The sequence below is a fragment of the Peptoniphilus mikwangii genome, from assembly GCF_000468535.1.
In the GTDB taxonomy this organism is placed as follows: domain Bacteria; phylum Bacillota; class Clostridia; order Tissierellales; family Peptoniphilaceae; genus Anaerosphaera; species Anaerosphaera mikwangii.
On record NZ_AUQY01000002.1, the window covers coordinates 582946 to 601340 of the forward strand.

Sequence of the window (18395 nt, forward strand, 5' to 3'; positions counted from 1 at the left end):
CTATGAATCTAATAATTTTTACACAGCAAAATAGGCTTTTACTACCGCAAAAGCCTATTATATGTACCATAACCTACACAATACTCAAGCTAACCTTAATAGCTTTGTCAATTTCGCTCATAATATTGCCCTCAAACCTACCTATTCTTTCTCTTAATCTCTTTTTATCTATTGTTCTGATTTGCTCCAAGAGTATAACCGAATTTTTGGGTAGTGGAACTCCCTTTGCATCAACATTTATATGAGTAGGTAATTTTGCCTTATTGAGCTGTGATGTTATAGCTGCCACAATTAATGTGGGTGAATATTTATTTCCTATGTCATTTTGAATGATTACTACCGGTCTTACTCCTCCTTGTTCCGATCCTATAACCGGGGAAAGGTCGGCATAAAAAATATCCCCTCTCTTTATTAACATTGCATCACACCTTCAATAGATTAAGAGAATCTATAATCATTATAGTTTAAAATCTCAGATAATGTCAATAATTAACAAGTACTTTTGACAAAAAAAGTATAATGTCACTTGCAATAACCGATTCTTCAGAAAGTTCATCTCTGGCAAGATCACCTGCAACTCCATGTATATTTGCCGCCATAGATGAAGCCTTGAACAATTCAATTTTTCTTCCGACAAGTGAAACTAAAATCCCGCTAAGTACATCGCCGCTTCCCGCTGTTGCCATTGAAGGGTTGCCTGTTTTATTTATATATATATCTTTTCCGTTTGTAACAACAGTCCTGTTTCCCTTCAAAAGTAAAATAACCTTATATCTCTTGGCAAATTCCATAGCAAGTTTTTCTCTGTTCTTATTTATCTCATCATGTGATATTCCCGTAAGTCTGCTGAATTCTCCGACATGAGGTGTTAAAACCGTACTGAATTCTCTTCTGTTTTCCAACACGCTCAAATTTTTCGCTAAGTGAGTAAGACCGTCTGCATCAACTACTATATTTTTATTCAATGACAACACATCTTTTACTTTTTTCTCGGAAGTATCATCAAGTCCGATTCCGGGACCTATTAAAATTGAATCCATATTATTCAAAAAATCCAACATATCCGAATTTTTATTAAAACTCTTCACAATAGGTTCAACATATTTTATACTCATAATCTCCAAAATATCTCTTGGAACTATATTATATACAAGACCGCTGCCACATCTTAACGCAGCATTTGATGCCAAAAATGCACTTCCTGTCATTCCCATACTTCCGGCAACTATTGCAACACGTCCATAATCTCCCTTATGAGTATCCGAATTTCTATTGTTTAAAATTCCTTTAAATTCGTCATCAATTGCAACTTTATCTTTTATTGCAACTGCCACTGCAAATCCTCCGTCATGAGATATGCTCAGCTTATATATATATCCCCTGCATATTGCATATGGAGATGAATTCTCATAGTATATTTTTATGTCTTTAAACGAAGTAGAACCTATACCTGTGCCAACTGCCTTTGATACGGCTTCCTTTGCCGCAAAAAGACCTGCAATAGACTGAACTCTGTTATTTTTATACTTTATATATGAAATTTCCTCATCGTTAAATATTCTATTTAAAAATTTTTCATCATATTTTAAATATATTTTTTCAACTCTGCTTATTTTTACAATATCGATTCCTACCATCTATAACTCCTTTAAAATCTTTAGACAATTTCAATTTAAATTAATTTATTTCCTATGTATATTATAGATTAACCAACCAATTTTTAAAAATAATTTTACAATTTCTTTTGAATTAATTGACAAATTTTTTCCAATAGTATATATTATTTATAATTTAATAAAGGCGATGACGATATACAGTAGGTTATTCCGAATTACAATATCTGAGTCTTAAACAACTGCGTTTAAACAGTAAGAGGCTACGAGCAAAGAAAGGTGGTACCACGAAAGCGTCCTTTCAATATTCGTAGTTATTTTTATTTTAAGGAGGAATTTATGAAAAACGTATATGATATTTTAGAAGAACGTGGATTTATAGATCAAGCAACTTACCCCGAAGAACTTAAAGAATTATTATCCAAAGAATCAGTCCCATTCTACATCGGTTTCGATGCAACAGCAGATTCATTAACTCTCGGTCATTTCTTACAGGTAAGAGTTATGCAACACATGCAGCTTGCCGGACATAAACCCATTGCCCTACTTGGTGGCGGCACTACAATGATAGGTGACCCGTCCGGAAAAACCGACATGAGAAAAATTATGACTAAAGAAACTATAGAATATAATGCAAGCAGATTTAAAGAACAACTTTCTCACTTTTTAGACTTTTCTGATGATAAAGCAATTTTTGTAAATAATGCTGAATGGCTTTTAAATTTGAATTTCTTAGATTTTATGAGAGAAATAGGTGTTCACTTCAGTGTAAACAGAATGCTTACATTTGATTGCTATAAGAACAGAATGGAAAAGGGACTTACATTCTTTGAATTTGCGTATATGCTTATGCAATCTTATGATTTTTTAGTTTTATATAGAAAATATGGATGTAAATTAGAACTCGGCGGTTCAGATCAATGGTCCAATATGCTTGGAGGATATGAACTTGTTAGAAAGCTTGAAGATGACAAAGTATATTCTATGACATTTAAACTTCTCACAACTGCTGCAGGAATAAAAATGGGCAAAACTGAAAAAGGCGCTGTTTGGTTAGATGCTTCAAAAACTTCTCCTTATGAAATGTATCAATATATGAGAAATTCCGATGATAGAGATGTAATAAAATTTATGAAATTATTGACTATGCTCCCAATGGAAGAAATTGCAAAATATGAATCTCTTGAAGGTGCTGAATTAAATACAGCTAAAGAAGTATTAGCTTATGAAATTGTAAAAGATGTTCACGGAGAAGAAGAAGCCAAAAAAGCAATGGATGCTGCAAAAAGTCTTTTTAGCGGTGGAATAAACAGTGAAAATATTCCTTCAACAGAAATCAGTTCATCCGAATTTGAAAACGGAAAAAATATTGTCGAGCTTTTAAAGGAACTTAATCTTATAAAATCAAATTCTGAAGGAAGAAGGCTCATTGAGCAAAACGGAATTACAATTGATGATGAAAAAGTTAAAACCTTTGACCAAATGTTAAGTTTATCCGATTTTAAAGATGGAAAAATTTTAATAAGAAAAGGTAAAAAAGTATATCATCAAGTAAAACTTATCTAATATAAAATCCCCTTGAATTATATGTTCAAGGGGATTTATAGTCTCTACTCTATTACTGTAAACATCTATTTAATCATATATTATTTTATAAATATATCCAGCAACTGAATTATTTGAAATTTAAGTTAAATTCATCTCTATATATTTACAAGAATTTTATTTTTGGGGAAACCATGGAATACATCTATTTACTTTTTTACAATAATTTTCATATTCTTCCCCATATAAATCTTTAAGCCATTTTTCTTCTGTGTGTTTCATAAAAATTGTAAGAAATAACCAGTATGCAACAGGTAAAACTAAAAGCAACACATTGTTTACAGTTAATAATATCCCTGTAAAAGCTATCATAAAAGCTGAATAAATAGGATTTCTGACACACGCATATATTCCGGTTGTAACAAGTTTATTGTTTTTTATTCCATCATCTATTTTTTCAACAATAACCGCCTTAATCCAAATAAATATCCCTATAAAAATCATAAATATTCCTAAAATTAAATTTGGAATTTTAAAAAATCCAAAACTTATAACTTTAATATAATTAAATTTAGAAAGCAAAATTCCAACTACAGTTACAAATAAAATTATTAAAACATAAATCGGCCCTACTCCTATTACCGGCAAATGTTTTTCTCTATCTTTTTTCAAATTATCACCTTCTGTTATTTTGAAAATATCTATCATTATTATATCATTATATAATGTTTTTTTGTCAATTTTGACATTAAAAAATATTGATTATATAAATCTCGTATAAATAAAATAATTATCTATTTTCCAAAATTTAACAAAATTTATTTTGATAGTTAAAAGGAAGTACTTTCGTAGCACTTCCTTATTTTATATATCTATTCACAATACCTTTCAGTTTTCTAAATTGTCTTTTTGTAGCTTTTTTCACTTTATAGACCCTTCTTTTTACAGTTGGAATATATCTATAATTTGAAATAACCTCCTCATATAAATCATATACTGATTTTGCAAAATATTCTTTAGAATACTTTTTAGAGATTTCCTTGGCATTTAAAGCAAATTCTCTTCTCAAGTTTTCATCATCCGCCAATTTTAATATAGACTTTTCAAAATCCTGTCCACTATTAAAAAAATATCCGTCTTTTCCATTAATTAATAATCCATCCAAACATGAATCATATTTGCAAACAAGCGGCAATGAATTTGCGGCAGCCTCAACAAATGTAAGGCCTTGTGTTTCGCTTTTTGATGCGCACACAAAAACATCCGCAAGCTTATAATACTTATACACTTCCGATGGATCCACCATACCTGTAAAAAATACCTTTTTATTTTTAAGTGTATTGACCTTATTACTCAGTATTTCTAAATAAGGTCCGTCTCCTACAATCAAAAAGCTTATATTACTTCTCTTTGAAGATAAATTATTATAGTGTCTGATCAGCTCATCAATATTTTTTTCTTTGGCTATACGGCCTAAAAATAAAATAACAAAATCATCCTCAGGTATATTTATATCAGATTTAAGTTCTAAAATTTCCTCTTTACTAAAATCCGTTTCAAATCTAAAAAGGTCTATTCCGGTAGGAATAATAGATATGTCATTTTTGATTTTATATCTCTCAAGATTTTTCTTTACCTTTTTAGTAGGAGCAATTATACGATCACATTTTTTTAGGAGCTGTTTCATGACCTTAGATATTAATTTTTTGCCCATTCTTTCATTTTTAAAAATATATCCAACACAACTTTCATACATTGTATGATAAGTATGCACTATGGGACACTTAACTTTCTTTGCAATAATCTTGGCAAAAATAAGGGTTGAAAATTCACACTGAGTATGTATTATATCAGGTGCCCAATTAATTAACTCTTTTAAATATTTATCCTTAACTGCAATAGATGCTCGTATATCCGGATATATATTTACCGGAAAAGAACTTATAAAATATACATCTCCTTCATTATATGACTTCATAGTTTTAGAAAGAGTTAAAATTCTAACATCTACTCCAAGTTCTTTAAGTTCTGTATATAAATTTAAAACCGAAGTTACTACGCCATTTATTTGTGACTTATATAAATCAGTTGTAATTAAAACTTTCATAAATATACCCCCATAAATATTTTAACAAATTTTAGACTTTAAAAATATTAAAATATTGTTAATATTATAATTTTTGGGTATAACTATAAAAGTGAATGGAGGTATATATGAAAAAAATGAACAAAAAAATCTTTGGCATAGGTGTTCTTTCAGTTATGCTGTTAGTTAGCGGATGCAGTAACAAAACAACAAATTCTTCAAAAACTGAGAATTCAAATAAAGTAGAAATGAATTCACAATATGAAGAACTTGGATTCAGCAATTTCCAATTTAAAGGACATACTTTAACAGGAGACGATATTTCAAGCGATATATTCAAAGATTCAAAAGTAACAATGATAAATTTTTGGGGAACATTTTGCGGACCATGTAAAATGGAGCTTCCTCATCTTGCAGAATTAAGTAATGAATATTCAAAAGAAGAGTTTCAAATTTTGGGAGTAATAGCAGATACTTCTGACGGAGAAGATTTTAATATTAAAGACGCTAAAGAAATTGTCGAAAAAAGTAACGTTACTTTCCCTAATCTTTTAAACAGCAAAGAATTATCCGATAAGTACTTAAATAATGTTCAAGGTCTACCAACTACAATATTTGTAGACAAAGACGGAAACTTAATAGGAGACGTTTTAGTCGGAGCCAGAGATAAAAATACTTGGAAAGAAATTATCGACAAAGTAATATCAGAAAATTAAAACTAAAATAAAGCCCTTTCTCAACTGAATAGAGAAGGGGCTTTATTAATTAAAATCACATAAAGTTTAAGTTAATAATCAATGTATTCTTTGAATATAGATGATTTCATCAAAAATCAAACTTTCATTTCTAATATGATACTTTTCATATTCATTTTCTATCCTGTGAAAATAATCAAATATTATTATACTATAAAAAAACAGTTGCCCTACATTTAAGGACAACCGCTTTTATTTATACATCTTCCGTTAATATCTTTTTATTAATTACTTCTAATTTATCTGACAGTTCATATATTATAGGCTGTCCTGTTGCGATTTCCAATTTTGGAATTACTTCATCAGAAATATTTTCCAAATATTTACATAATGCACGTAATGAATTTCCATGCGCAGCAACTAAAACATTCTTACCTTGCCTTAAATTCGGTGCAATGTGATCCTCATAAAACGGCATAACACGTTTTAAAGTAAGCTCTAAGTTTTCAGTTATCGGTATAAGTTTTTCATCCAACATTTTATATCTTCTATCTGATAAAAATGCTTTTGCTTGCTCTACTTCCATTTCAGGTGGAGACACATTGTAACTTCTACGCCAGATATGAACCTGCTCATCTCCATACTTTTGAATTGTTTCCGCCTTATTTAATCCCTGCAACGCTCCATAATGACGCTCATTTAATCTCCAACTCTTTTCCATAGGTATCCAAAGCTGATCAGACTCTTCCAAAATATATTGACAAGTTTTTATAGCACGTTTTAATACTGATGTATATGCAATATCAAAATCAATTCCCTCCGCTTTAATTAACCTGCCCGCACTTTTAGCCTCATTAACTCCGTTTTCACTTAAATCAACATCCGTCCATCCGGTAAACAGATTAGCTAAATTCCACTCACTTTGACCGTGTCTTACTAAAACTAATTTCATCTAAGCATCCTCTTTCTCTATATATTTTTTATACATGGCATTAAGATTTTTCAACTAAGATTGTAATTCTATCTGTTATTATAATACTTTCTTAAATTATATCATTAATCTTTGGATTACTCCAATTATATTAAATTCTATTAGAGATATTTTTAATATACCTACAAATAAAAGGTTCTAAACCAACGCAATTAAGATTGGCATAGAACCTTTAAAAAAGGAGATATTAAGTTATTTCACTAAGTGACATGCTACAAAGTGGTTAGGCTTTACTTCTTTAAATTCAGGTTTTTCTTTAAAACACTGCTCTGTTGCTCTTGGACATCTTTCTGCAAACGGACAATTTTCCTTAGGATTGATCGGACTTGGTACTTCTCCCTCAAGTACAATTCTTTTTCTCTCCTTTTGAATATTCGGATCTGCTATCGGTATTGCTGAAAGCAATGCTACAGTATATGGATGTAGCGGATTGTCATATAATTCATCTGAACTTGCAACTTCCATCATATTTCCAAGATACATTACCCCCACTCTATCTGAAATATATCTTACCATTGATAAATCATGGGCTATAAACAGATATGTCAAGTTCATTTTTTCTTGTAACTCTATTAACAAATTTACTACCTGTGCCTGTATCGATACATCAAGTGCCGATATCGGTTCATCGCACACAATAAATTTCGGATTTAGAGCAAGTGCCCTCGCTATACCGACACGCTGTCTTTGACCGCCTGAAAACTCATGTGGAAAACGTGAAGCATGTTCTTCAGATAAGCCTACCAACCTCAGTAGTTCAATTACTCTTGTTATTCTTTCACTGTCACTTTTATACGTTTGATTTATTAAAAGCGGTTCTTCGACTATACTTTCAACTGTCATACGAGGATTTAATGATGCATAAGGATCTTGAAATATAAATTGAAAATCCTTTCTCCTCTTTTGCATTTCTCGTGCTGACAATTTAAATATATCCTGCCCATCAAAATACATCTCTCCTGCAGTTGGATTATATAGTCTTAAAATTGTACGTCCTGTTGTAGATTTTCCGCAACCGGACTCTCCTACCAACCCAAAGGTTTCTCCGGGATATATGTCAAAGCTTACATTATCTACAGCCTTTAATATACCGTCCTTTACCTTGAAGTATTTTTTTATTCCTCTTGCACTTATCAAAGGCTCAGTCATTATATCCCTCCTTATTTTGTGTCGGACACATTTCATGATATAACCAGCATCTACAAAAATGTCCATTTCCATGTTCTGTTACAGGCGGCATGTGTTCATCACAAATTTTCATCGCTTCATCACATCTGTCATAGAACGGGCATCCTTTTGGAGGAATGTACAAATCCGGTGGTGTTCCATGAATTGCATGAAGCTTGTCTTTTTTATTCATGTCAAGTCTTGGAACCGATGCCAATAACTTTTTAGTATATGGATGTTTAGTATTATAGAAAATATCCTCTGTAAGTCCTTCTTCCATTATTTGTCCGGCATACATTACCTCTACTTTATTACTCATATCAGCAACTACACCAAGATCATGCGTTATTAATATAATACTCATTCCAAATTCATCTTGTAATTTTTTCATCAAATCTAAAATTTGTGCCTGCACTGTTACATCAAGAGCAGTTGTAGGCTCATCCGCTATCATTAATATCGGATTCATTACCATAGCTATAGCAAGCATTACACGCTGACGCATACCACCTGAAAATTCATGCGGATATTGATTTATTCTCTTTTCCGCTTCAGGTACACTTACCATTTCAAGTATTTCTATGGCTCTTTTTTTTGCATCTGCTTTAGATATTTTTTCGTGTTTTAACAAGCCTTCCATTATCTGAGTCCCTACTTTCATTGTAGGATTTAAAGATGTCATAGGATCTTGGAATACCATAGAAATTTTCTTTCCTCTTAGTTCTTCCATTTCCTTTTCTGTCTTTGTTATTATTTCTTCTCCTTCAAATAATATTGAGCCGCCTTTATAAAATGCCGGAGGATCCGGGAGTAACTTCATTATCGAATTTGCTGTAACACTCTTACCACATCCCGATTCTCCAACTATTGCTACTGTTTTTGATTTTGGAACATTAAATGATATTCCTCTTACTGCTTCTACCTCTCCAAAGAAAGTTTTGAAGGATACCTGTAAGTTTTTTACTTCTAATATGTTTTCCATTTCCTACCTCACTTTCTAAGTCTTGGGTCTAGAGCGTCTCTCAGTCCGTCACCTAATACGTTAAATCCGAACATTATAAGTGAAATCATTAATGCCGGTAATAATATTTGATATCCAAGTCCAATTGCCAATACTTCAAGTCCGCTATTGGCAAGATTACCAAGTGACGGCAACGGATCTTGTAAGCCAAGAGATACGAATGATAATGTCGCTTCGGAAAATATTGCCCTTGGTATAATTAGTGTAAGATTTACAAGTATAGGTCCAAGTGTATTGGGAAGTATGTGTTTAAACAATATCCAATTACTTGTTGCACCCATAGACCTTGCTGCCATTACATATTCTGATTCTTTTAGAGATAATACCTGTCCTCTTACTAATATTGCTGTCGGTATCCATCCGGATATACTCATTGCAAGTATCATTACGCTAAGTGATGTACCTGAACCTTTTTTTGAAAAAACTACTGACAACAGTATTACAACCAATAGATACGGTACTGAATATATTATTTCCGCTATACGCATCATTATTGCATCTATTTTTCCGGAGTTCATCCCTGCAACTCCTCCATACAATACCCCTATTGTTATATTTACAAATGCCGCAAGAAAACCTATTAAAAGTGAATATCTCGCTCCATAAGTAACTCTTGTAAATAAATCTCTACCTAGCGAATCTGTTCCAAACCAATATTGTGAATTCGGTTTTACATTCATTTTTGACATATTGATTTTTTCGTAAGTCGTTCCACTAATCATTGGACCTACAATTGAAAATATAACCATTAAAATTATCAATATAAGACCTGCCATTGCAAGTTTATTATTTTTCAATCTTCTCCATACATCTGCCCAATATTTAATTGTCGGTCTTTTTATTCTTTCCGCATCAAGTAATGAACGATCTACTTTTTCAAACATTTCAGGAGAAGGTGTAAATGTATTTTCAACTATTTTTGATGTCATCAGTTATCTCCTCCCGTCAATTTGATTCTCGGATCAATTAGTACATATGCAATATCTACAAGTAGTATCATTGTAACTAATACCATTCCGTAAAATACTGTTGTACCCATTATAAGAGTGTAATCTCTGTTTGTTATACTATTTACAAAAAATCTTCCAAGTCCCGGAATTCCAAATATTTTTTCTATTACGAATGATCCCATTAATAAATCCGCCGTTATTGTTCCAAGAACAGATACTATCGGAAGAATTGAATTTCTAACTCCATGCTTTATTAATACAGCCGCTTTTGATATACCTTTACTCTTAGCTGTCTTCATATAGTCTTGTCCCAATACTTCAAGCATTGATGAACGCATAAGTCTTGCTATTTGTGCTGTAGGCATGAGACTTAGTGCAATAGATGGAAGTATTGAATGTTTAAATGTTCCCCAACCGCTTACAGGAAGTAAACCTCCCTTTGCAATATATTGTATTAAAAGTGTGCCCATTATAAATGACGGAACAGATATTCCTATTATGGCAAATATCATCGCTATATAATCCGGTGCTTTATTTTGATATAAAGCCGCAAGCGATCCCAATAACGGACCTACTATTAATGCAAGAATTAATGCTTGAAAGCCAAGTCTTGCAGATACGGGAAAACCTCTGGATATCATTTGATTTACTGTTTCCGTCTTTGATTTCATACTGTCACCAAAATCGAATTTTAGGACATTTTTGATATATATTAGATATTGTTGTGATATAGGCTTATCCAATCCATATTTTATTTCCAAATTCTTATATACCGATGCAGGCATCTTACCTTCTCTTTGCAATGGATTACCCGGTACGGCATGCATCAGAAAAAATGTAAGTGTTATTATAAAGAAAATGGTAAATATGGACATACCTATTCTTTTTGATATATACTTTAGCATAATAAATCCTTTCTTATAAAAGTAAAGAACCCCATTAGGGGTTCTATTGACTTTTTTTATTCACCAATTTCCGCAAAAGTTAGAACCGGATATTGAAGTATAGGTTTGTAGATTCCCTTAACATTTGCTTTTACAAAGTAAGGTTGTGTATAGAAGTATATCGGAACTATCGGCATATCTTCCATTAGAACTTTTTCTGCTTTCTTCATTGCATCCATACGAACCTTTTGATCGGCAGATTGTCTTGCTTCATTAATCAAAGCATCATATTCAGGATTGTCATGACCTGAGTCATTCATTGCTCCGCCTTTTATAAATAAGTCAAGCATTGTCATCGGATCTGAATAATCTCCTACCCAACCAGCACGGCTTATTTCAAAATCATGAGCATGTTCACGAGCTATTTTTACATTAAAGTCTACATTTTCAAGTCCCAATTCTACTCCAAGAGTTTCTTTCCACATTTGTTGAACTGCTTGGGCTATTTTCTTATGGCTTTCAGAAGTATTATAAAGTATAACTGTTCCGTCAAGATCTTCTACTTTTAATCCTAATTCATCCAAACCTTTTTGTAAAAACTCTTTAGCCTTTTCAGGATTATATTCCACTAATGTTCCGTTTTCTTCTCTGAAGTCTTTTCCTTGATCATCTAATAATCCATAAGGTACAAATCCTGTTGCTGCAATTTGTCCACCCTTTGTAATATTATTTACAAGTGATTCTCTGTCAAGTGCATATACAAATGCCTTTCTGATATTTACATTTGTAAAAGGATTAACCTTTGCTCCCGGAGCTTCCTTAATATTGTTTAAATTATAATAGTAAGTTCCTACTTGTTTTCCTATAACAAGTTCTTCATTTTTTTCTTCAAATTTTTGTGCTACTACTTCTTGTGGTGGATCTACTAACATAGCATACTTGCCGCTGTCATAATTTTGCCAACAAGTATTGATATCTTCAAGAATATCAAATGTTATTCCTGCAAGTTTAACATCATCAGCTTTAAACCAATTTTCATTTTTAACAAGTTCAATAATGCTGTCATGTTCCCAAGTTTTAAGTGTAAAAGCTCCATTTGATGTGTAAAGTTCTCCACCGCCCTTTGCCCAGTCAGGATTTTCTTTAACTATCTTGGAATTTACCGGATATAAAGTATAAAATGCTGTTAAGTCTGCAAAATAAGGTGTAGGATTTTCAAGAACTACTTCCAATGTCTTTTCGTCAAGTACCTTTACTCCTACTTCAGCTTTCTTTTCTTCCAACCATTTTTCGTATACCATTTGTGCAACTTCATCATCAGATTTTCCTGCAACATCAAGTCCTTGTGTATCTGCATCTGTAAATTTCACTTCATGGTCTACAATATCTGTGTCTTTTCCATCATTGTCTTTTACATAATATACGCCGGGTTTTTCAACTGTATTATACGCTTCTCCGCCTTTTACATAGTAAAGTTGATAAGCATATTCTGAAGCTGTTTCAGGATCTAATACCCTTAGCCACTCATAGGCAAAGTCCTCTGCTGTAACAGGATCTCCGTTAGACCATTTCATACCGTCTTTAATTTTAAAAGTATAAGTTAATCCGTCTTCTGATACAGTAGGCATCTCAGCCATACCATCTACAAGCTTTCCTTCCTTATCATAAGAAAGAAGTCCTGTATATAAGTGATTTAAAATCCAAGATTCATGTGTTCCTTGAGCAAGTGCAGGATCAAGTGAACCGGGTTCTGAGTGGTTTACAGTATATAAAATTTGACCTTCCTCAGCTGCTCCATCATCTCCTCCTGCTGTATTTCCTTTGCCGCAAGCTGTCAGCAAAAATGAAAATACAACCAATAAGCAAATTAAACTGGTTAATTTTTTCTTCATCAATATCTCCTCCTGTTTTATTTTTTACAATATTAACATACTTTTTATAAAATTTCAATTAGTAAATTTATTAAACTATTGTTTTTATTTTTACATTTTAATATATTTTGATTTGTCCAATTGGGTCAATAATAAACAAAAATCTTACACTTTCAGCTAATTATAGCCATTTATTTATGTAATATAAGTTCCAGATTATAATTGTATCATAGATATTTATTATATTAAAAATATAAGTATAGTAAAAAATGTATGTATATATGGTGTACATTTTATAAATTTCAAGTGTTTTTATACTATATACTTAATTTTAATTTTAAATTATAATATAAAAAATTTGGTTATTTAAAATTTAACTATTTATACTTTTCGCAAATACATCTCTGTTTTTTTGAAATTATGCATTATTTTTTTGCGACTGTAAAATTCTATTATTTTTTATGATAAAGTAGAAAAGCTTATATCGTAAATTGATTGTAGTATAATTTAAGCTATATTAATGCTCTAATTTCTGTATAAAAAAAAGAGCTTACGCTCATTCATTTAATAAGGTTTTCAATACTATTACTCAGCTCATTTATACTGTTTGTAAGTTCACTCATTTTAGTTTCAATTCTGATTAACAAATAGCATGACACAACTATCGGAAATCCTGTGTTTGCAATTTGTGAAATAAGTTCATCTATACCCATATTTACCTCCTTATGTGAGTAAAGCTTACTTCAATAAATCAGTTGTTGTAAGCTCTCTGTAGTGAGCATTTTCAAGTTTTAAAAGATCTCCTTCTGTCCCTTTAAATACTTTACTGTCAATTATTGCATGCTCAATACTTGTAAGATCTGATTTTGTGATATTATCTCTAACATCATCAATGCTGAATTTTAAAATTTTCCCTTTTGTATCGGAAAATCCAATTTCTAATGTCTTTTTAACAGCCATGTTTTTCCTCCTTTCTCAAAGTTATCCTTACACTATTTCGATTTCAACTATTTTCTTTACTGCCGTTTTTTCAAACTTCACAAGTCCGGCTAACTTATCTGCCACATCAGCTATATTTTCTATTGCAGCTTCTGTATTTAGATTTTTGAATGTTTTCGACTTTACTAAATCTTTACCGTTTGCAGACTTACCGCCGTTGAAATCAATTTTCAGCTTTGCTCCAAATGCTTTTTCTGTATAAGCCATTTTCTCACCTCCTCTATTATATAAATAGAATTTTTATTATATTTTTACTATTCATTTTTTAATTATTTTCTATATACATAAAAAAATAAGCAATGCATTGCTTATTTTTTATACTGTAGTTTTCAATTCTCTCTCTATATTTTCATTGTATAACCTATTTAATTGTTCTTCAGTTATTTCAGATGATTTTATATCTAAGACTATCTTACCTTTGTTTAACATTATTATTCTGCTTGAATATTTAATCGCATGATTTAAATTATGAGTTATCATTAGAGTTGTTATCTTTTCTCTATAAATTAAATCTGCAGTTTTATCCATTACTATTTTTGATGTCTTAGGGTCTAAAGCTGCTGTATGTTCATCAAGCAGCAATAAATCCGGCTTTTTTATTGTTGCCATAAGTAAGGACAAAGACTGTCTTTGTCCCCCTGACAAATACCTGACCTGTGTATTTAATTTGTCCTCAAGTCCTAAATCCAATTCCCTCAATTTTTTTACAATTAAATCTATATCTGTATTTTTGAGCAGCCTTTTAAATGAAAGTCTATCTCCTTTTTTTAATGCTATTGACATATTTTCAAGTATGCTAAGACTTGGTGAAACACCCTTTGACGGATCTTGATTTACTTTCCCTATGTGTAATGCTCTTTTTTGTTCACTCATTTTTTCAAGCTCCAAGTCATTTAACCGTATAGTTCCGCTGTCACTTTTTACGCTTCCGCTTATTATATTAAACAATGTACTTTTCCCGCATCCGTTTGCACCCAATATAGCGGTACATTTATTTTTTTCCGCCTCTACCGAAAAATTTTCAAATATCCTATTTTCCTCAGGCATACCCAAATAAAATGTCTTGTTTAAATTTTTTATTTTTAACATTTTTTACCTCTCGTTATTAACCGATTTCTTAATTCTTTTTATCCGACCTGCTGATACATTATTATACGTAATAAAAAGTATTACTATAAATGCCGTTACCATCTTTAAATCGCTTGAATCAAGCCCTGCATGTATTGCAAGTCCGGATATTATTCTATATATTATTGCTCCTGATATAGCTCTTGTTGTTATTTTTATTTTTCTACTGTTTTTCAGAAATGTATCTCCAATTATTATTGATGCAAGAGCTGTAACTATTATTGTTGCTCCCATTTGTGAATCTGCAAATCCTTGGTATTGTGACATCAATGCACCGCTCAAGCTGACAAGTCCGTTTGAAATCATAAGACCGATCATCGTATACAAATCGGGATTTTTACCGAGAGATTTGACTAATGACTCATTATCTCCCGTAATAACTAACATATATCCTCTTTCCGTCTTTAAAAAACTGTCTATTATTATTTTTATAATCAAGACTATCGCAAATAATATTAAGCCTTTTGGAATTTTTTCAAATTTTACAAATAGATTATCAAAATCAAATAGTGCTACATTGCTCTTTCCCATAATCCTTAAATTTACAGAATATAAAATTGTCATTGTCAAAATTCCCGCAAGAATTGATGCTATTTTCAGTTTTTTATATAGTAAAAATGTAACTAATCCTGCAACTAAACCGAATATAAAACTGAAAATCATAGAAATATATACTCCTAAACCGCTTGTTATCATCTTTGCAAATATAAATGCTCCAAGTGGAAATGTTCCTTCAACTGACAAATCCGCTATATCTAAAATTTTAAATGTAAATACCACACCCATTGAAAGTATTGCAAATATAAGTCCAACTTCAATTGATGCAAGTAATACAGAATTTAACCCTAAAAGCATTTTATTCCTCCTACTTTATTATCTGAGCATCTTTAAAAATTTCATTATTTAAATCAAGTTTTAAAGCTTTCGCAGTTTTCTCATTTACCACTTTATGATTTATCTCATTGTACTCCACAGGAATATTTTTTATATCTTCTCCATTTAATATCCTTATTGCAATTTTAGCTGCCTGAGCGCCCTGACTTTCATAATTTATTCCCTCACTCATAAGCAATCCGCTCTTTACTTGTCCTTCCTCTGATGACAGGCTTGGTATATTATTTTTTAAAAGCTGCTCCGATAAAATCGGAACTGCACTTGCAACCGTATTATCTGTTATTGCAAACAGTGCATCAATATTATTTGACATAAATGCTATTGATGCGGGAATGTCATTTACTGTATTTATGCCGACCTTTACCAGAAAAATATTTTTTTCCTTTAATACACTTTCAAGCTTTTCAACCTGAACCTGTGAATTTTGTTCTGATGTGTTGTATATTACTCCAAAAGTTTTTATATTCGGGTATATTTTTAAAAATTCTTCAATTTGCATTTTCGGATTTACATAGTCGGAAACTCCGGTTATATTTGCATCCGGACTTTCTATTGAATTAACTATTCCCGCTCCGACAGGGTCTGTTACCGCACTAAATACTACAGGAATATCCCTTACTACATTTTTTGTTGCTTGTGCTGCAGGAGTCGCTATTGCATAAATCAAATCAACTTTTTTAGAAAGCATTTCTTGAGCCAATGTTGTTGTCAAAGACATATCTCCATTCGCACTTTTTTCTATTATTTCCACATCTACATCATTTTTTTTAAGTTCTTCAATAAACCCATTTTTTGCTGCATCTAATGAAATATGATCCACATATTTTATGATTCCTATTGTATATTTTTTTGAGTCTGAAGTTTCTTTTTCAATTCCCTTTGAACTGTTTTTCCCATTACAACCTATAAGTAACAAACTTATTAATAATAAAACTACTATCTTTTTCATTTCTTCCCTCCTGATTTTAAAAGCATTTTTCACTCAAATAAAAAAGTCCTCCGCCCATATAGGACGAAGGATCGTGGTACCACCTATTTTCATAATCAAAAGATTATCTCTCAAAGTCATATAACTTATATCCCATGATAACGGAGGCCACCGTAACAGTCTACTGAAATTCTACTGTTAAGCTTTAGAGTGAATATTATATGTATTCCTTTATATCGGCTTTCACCTTCCCCGATTCTCTAAAATAAATTCCTACATTTTTCTCTCTGTCATTGCTTTTATATTTTTTATCATTTTAATGCTTTAAACCCATATTGTCAACTACTGATTTTAAATAAATAAATTTATTTATGTTTAGTAATCTTATTAACGGGTAGATATTGCTTGTAAGGAACAATAATAAAATTTTCACAGGGGGTAATATATGAAAAATTTAGACAAATATTTAGCAAATCTTGCTGTAGGTAATATTAAACTACACAATTTACACTGGAATGTAACAGGCTTCACTTTTAAGGCTGTTCATGAATATTTAGAAACTCTATATGATGATTTTTTTGAAAAATATGATGCTATTGCAGAATACCAAAAAATGAATGGGGTATATCCTAAGGCAAGTCTAAAAGAATATCTTGAAATTAGTGATATAGATGAACTTGAAAGCAAAGATGTAGATGCTAAATCTGCTGTTGAAGAAGCATTAAAGCTTTTAAAACACATTAGAGAACTTGCAGAAGTTATTTCTGACGAGTCTGATGATTTTGTTCTTTCAAATATGATGGAAGATCACATCACAGGTTACAATAAACAAATTTGGTTTATGGAAAGTATGCTTAAATAATTTTATTTTTAAAGGGAAGGTCTTGACCTTCCCTTTTGTTATAATAATTTTATTTTTCGTATTTAACTGCAAATGCTCTTTTATGTTCTGAGTTTTTGTGCATTTTTTCTATTCTATCTGCAATTTCAGAATCTATTTTTTCTCCTCTGATGTGTGCATTTAATTCTCCATAACTGAATCCCATTTCATCCTCATCGGTTTGATTTTCCCAAAGCCCTGCCGACGGTTTTTTATCTATAATTTTTTCGGGTATGCCAAGTTCTCTTGCAAGATCAAATACTTCATCTTTTAAAAATCCCACAAGCGGCAATAAATCCACACCGCTATCACCAAATTTTGTATAATATCCTATATAAAATTCAGATGCATTTGATGAGCCGCACACCAAATATCCGAGATCTTGTGCATAATAATAAAGTGTCAGCATTCTAAGCCTTGGCTTTATATTTGAACGTGCCATTCTGTTCGAACTGAAGAATGAACTTTCAAGATATGTTTTATATGTGTCCGTCAAATCCACTTTTTGAATTTTTAAATCAAGCGCCTCCGCAATAAGTCTTGCATCCTCTTCATCTTCATAGGCACTTTCACATGGCATTATAATTCCAAGCGATGTATCCGGAAATGCAAGTTTACTTACCGCCGCTATTACAGCAGAGTCTATTCCACCGCTCATTCCAAATATAAGTCCCTTTGCTCCTGCTTTTTCTACATTTTCCCTAAGCCATAGTACAAGTTTTTCTATTTCTCTTTTCATTTTA

At 31.5% G+C, this 18395-nt stretch carries 20 protein-coding genes and 1 other annotated feature; of the genes, 3 read left to right on the top strand and 17 right to left on the bottom strand.

Annotation, left to right across the window (positions count from 1 at the left end):
* Positions 1-73 precede the first annotated feature (73 nt).
* Both M915_RS03140 and M915_RS03145 read right to left on the bottom strand, forming a co-directional pair.
* The gene (locus tag M915_RS03140; RefSeq protein WP_009222034.1) at positions 74-418 is read right to left on the bottom strand and encodes a type II toxin-antitoxin system PemK/MazF family toxin; all 345 of its coding nucleotides are present in this window, start codon (positions 416-418) and stop codon (positions 74-76) included.
* Between the two features lie 64 nt (positions 419-482).
* Positions 483-1637: an NAD(P)H-hydrate dehydratase gene (locus tag M915_RS03145; RefSeq protein ID WP_036729255.1), complete on the bottom strand. Its 1155-nt coding sequence runs from the start codon at positions 1635-1637 to the stop codon at positions 483-485.
* A 315-nt stretch (positions 1638-1952) separates the two neighbouring features.
* Here M915_RS03145 and tyrS point away from each other — a divergent pair, with 315 nt between their 5' ends.
* Positions 1953-3179, top strand: coding sequence for a tyrosine--tRNA ligase (gene tyrS, locus M915_RS03150; RefSeq protein WP_036729257.1), 1227 nt, complete (start codon positions 1953-1955; stop codon positions 3177-3179).
* 156 nt (positions 3180-3335) lie between these two features.
* Here tyrS and M915_RS03155 read toward each other — a convergent pair whose 3' ends face one another.
* Positions 3336-3830, bottom strand: a complete 495-nt coding sequence (locus M915_RS03155; RefSeq protein ID WP_036729804.1) for a methyltransferase family protein — start codon at positions 3828-3830, stop codon at positions 3336-3338.
* A gap of 187 nt (positions 3831-4017) precedes the next feature.
* Complete coding sequence (locus M915_RS03160) at positions 4018-5265, bottom strand: glycosyltransferase family 4 protein (protein WP_051259776.1); 1248 nt, start codon at positions 5263-5265, stop codon at positions 4018-4020.
* A gap of 107 nt (positions 5266-5372) precedes the next feature.
* Between M915_RS03160 and M915_RS03165 the strand changes: the two genes are divergently transcribed.
* Positions 5373-5960 carry a TlpA family protein disulfide reductase gene (locus M915_RS03165; protein WP_009222029.1) on the top strand — a complete coding sequence of 196 codons (588 nt, stop codon included), beginning with the start codon at positions 5373-5375 and terminating at the stop codon, positions 5958-5960.
* Between the two features lie 235 nt (positions 5961-6195).
* Here M915_RS03165 and gpmA read toward each other — a convergent pair whose 3' ends face one another.
* From gpmA to M915_RS03220, 12 genes are all read right to left on the bottom strand, one after another.
* Complete coding sequence (gpmA, locus tag M915_RS03170; protein WP_036729260.1) at positions 6196-6891, bottom strand: 2,3-diphosphoglycerate-dependent phosphoglycerate mutase; 696 nt, start codon at positions 6889-6891, stop codon at positions 6196-6198.
* 231 nt (positions 6892-7122) lie between these two features.
* Complete coding sequence (locus M915_RS03175) at positions 7123-8079, bottom strand: ABC transporter ATP-binding protein (RefSeq protein ID WP_036729261.1); 957 nt, start codon at positions 8077-8079, stop codon at positions 7123-7125.
* A complete protein-coding gene (locus M915_RS03180) occupies positions 8072-9079 on the bottom strand; it encodes an ABC transporter ATP-binding protein (protein WP_036729264.1) in 1008 nt (335 codons plus the stop codon). The genes M915_RS03175 and M915_RS03180 overlap by 8 nt, the downstream gene beginning before the upstream one ends.
* 8 nt (positions 9080-9087) lie before the next feature.
* Entirely contained in the window at positions 9088-10047 is a 960-nt protein-coding gene (locus M915_RS03185; protein WP_036729266.1) for an ABC transporter permease, read from the bottom strand.
* On the bottom strand, positions 10047-10973 hold the full coding sequence (locus M915_RS03190; RefSeq protein WP_036729269.1) for an ABC transporter permease: 927 nt from the start codon (positions 10971-10973) through the stop codon (positions 10047-10049). The genes M915_RS03185 and M915_RS03190 overlap by 1 nt, the downstream gene beginning before the upstream one ends.
* 56 nt (positions 10974-11029) lie before the next feature.
* Positions 11030-12844, bottom strand: a complete 1815-nt coding sequence (locus M915_RS03195) for a peptide ABC transporter substrate-binding protein (RefSeq protein ID WP_036729272.1) — start codon at positions 12842-12844, stop codon at positions 11030-11032.
* A gap of 539 nt (positions 12845-13383) precedes the next feature.
* On the bottom strand, positions 13384-13536 hold the full coding sequence (locus M915_RS07400) for a YvrJ family protein (RefSeq protein ID WP_009222024.1): 153 nt from the start codon (positions 13534-13536) through the stop codon (positions 13384-13386).
* A 25-nt stretch (positions 13537-13561) separates the two neighbouring features.
* Positions 13562-13783, bottom strand: coding sequence for a DUF2922 domain-containing protein (locus tag M915_RS03200; protein WP_009222023.1), 222 nt, complete (start codon positions 13781-13783; stop codon positions 13562-13564).
* Positions 13784-13810: 27 nt separating this feature from the next.
* Positions 13811-14029, bottom strand: coding sequence for a DUF1659 domain-containing protein (locus M915_RS03205; RefSeq protein WP_036729274.1), 219 nt, complete (start codon positions 14027-14029; stop codon positions 13811-13813).
* Between the two features lie 108 nt (positions 14030-14137).
* On the bottom strand, positions 14138-14911 hold the full coding sequence (locus tag M915_RS03210) for an ABC transporter ATP-binding protein (protein ID WP_036729277.1): 774 nt from the start codon (positions 14909-14911) through the stop codon (positions 14138-14140).
* Between the two features lie 3 nt (positions 14912-14914).
* Positions 14915-15805 (bottom strand): ABC transporter permease, encoded by an 891-nt coding sequence (locus tag M915_RS03215; RefSeq protein WP_036729281.1) that lies wholly within the window; start codon positions 15803-15805, stop codon positions 14915-14917.
* 10 nt (positions 15806-15815) lie between these two features.
* Entirely contained in the window at positions 15816-16793 is a 978-nt protein-coding gene (locus M915_RS03220) for an ABC transporter substrate-binding protein (protein ID WP_036729284.1), read from the bottom strand.
* A gap of 56 nt (positions 16794-16849) precedes the next feature.
* Positions 16850-17075 (bottom strand) — a binding site (T-box leader).
* A 142-nt stretch (positions 17076-17217) separates the two neighbouring features.
* Between M915_RS03220 and M915_RS03225 the strand changes: the two genes are divergently transcribed.
* Complete coding sequence (locus M915_RS03225; RefSeq protein ID WP_036729286.1) at positions 17218-17634, top strand: Dps family protein; 417 nt, start codon at positions 17218-17220, stop codon at positions 17632-17634.
* A 49-nt stretch (positions 17635-17683) separates the two neighbouring features.
* On the opposite strand, the gene nadE is transcribed toward M915_RS03225, so the two are convergent.
* A complete protein-coding gene (gene nadE, locus M915_RS03230; protein WP_036729289.1) occupies positions 17684-18391 on the bottom strand; it encodes an NAD(+) synthase in 708 nt (235 codons plus the stop codon).
* Between the last annotated feature and the right edge of the window lie 4 nt (positions 18392-18395).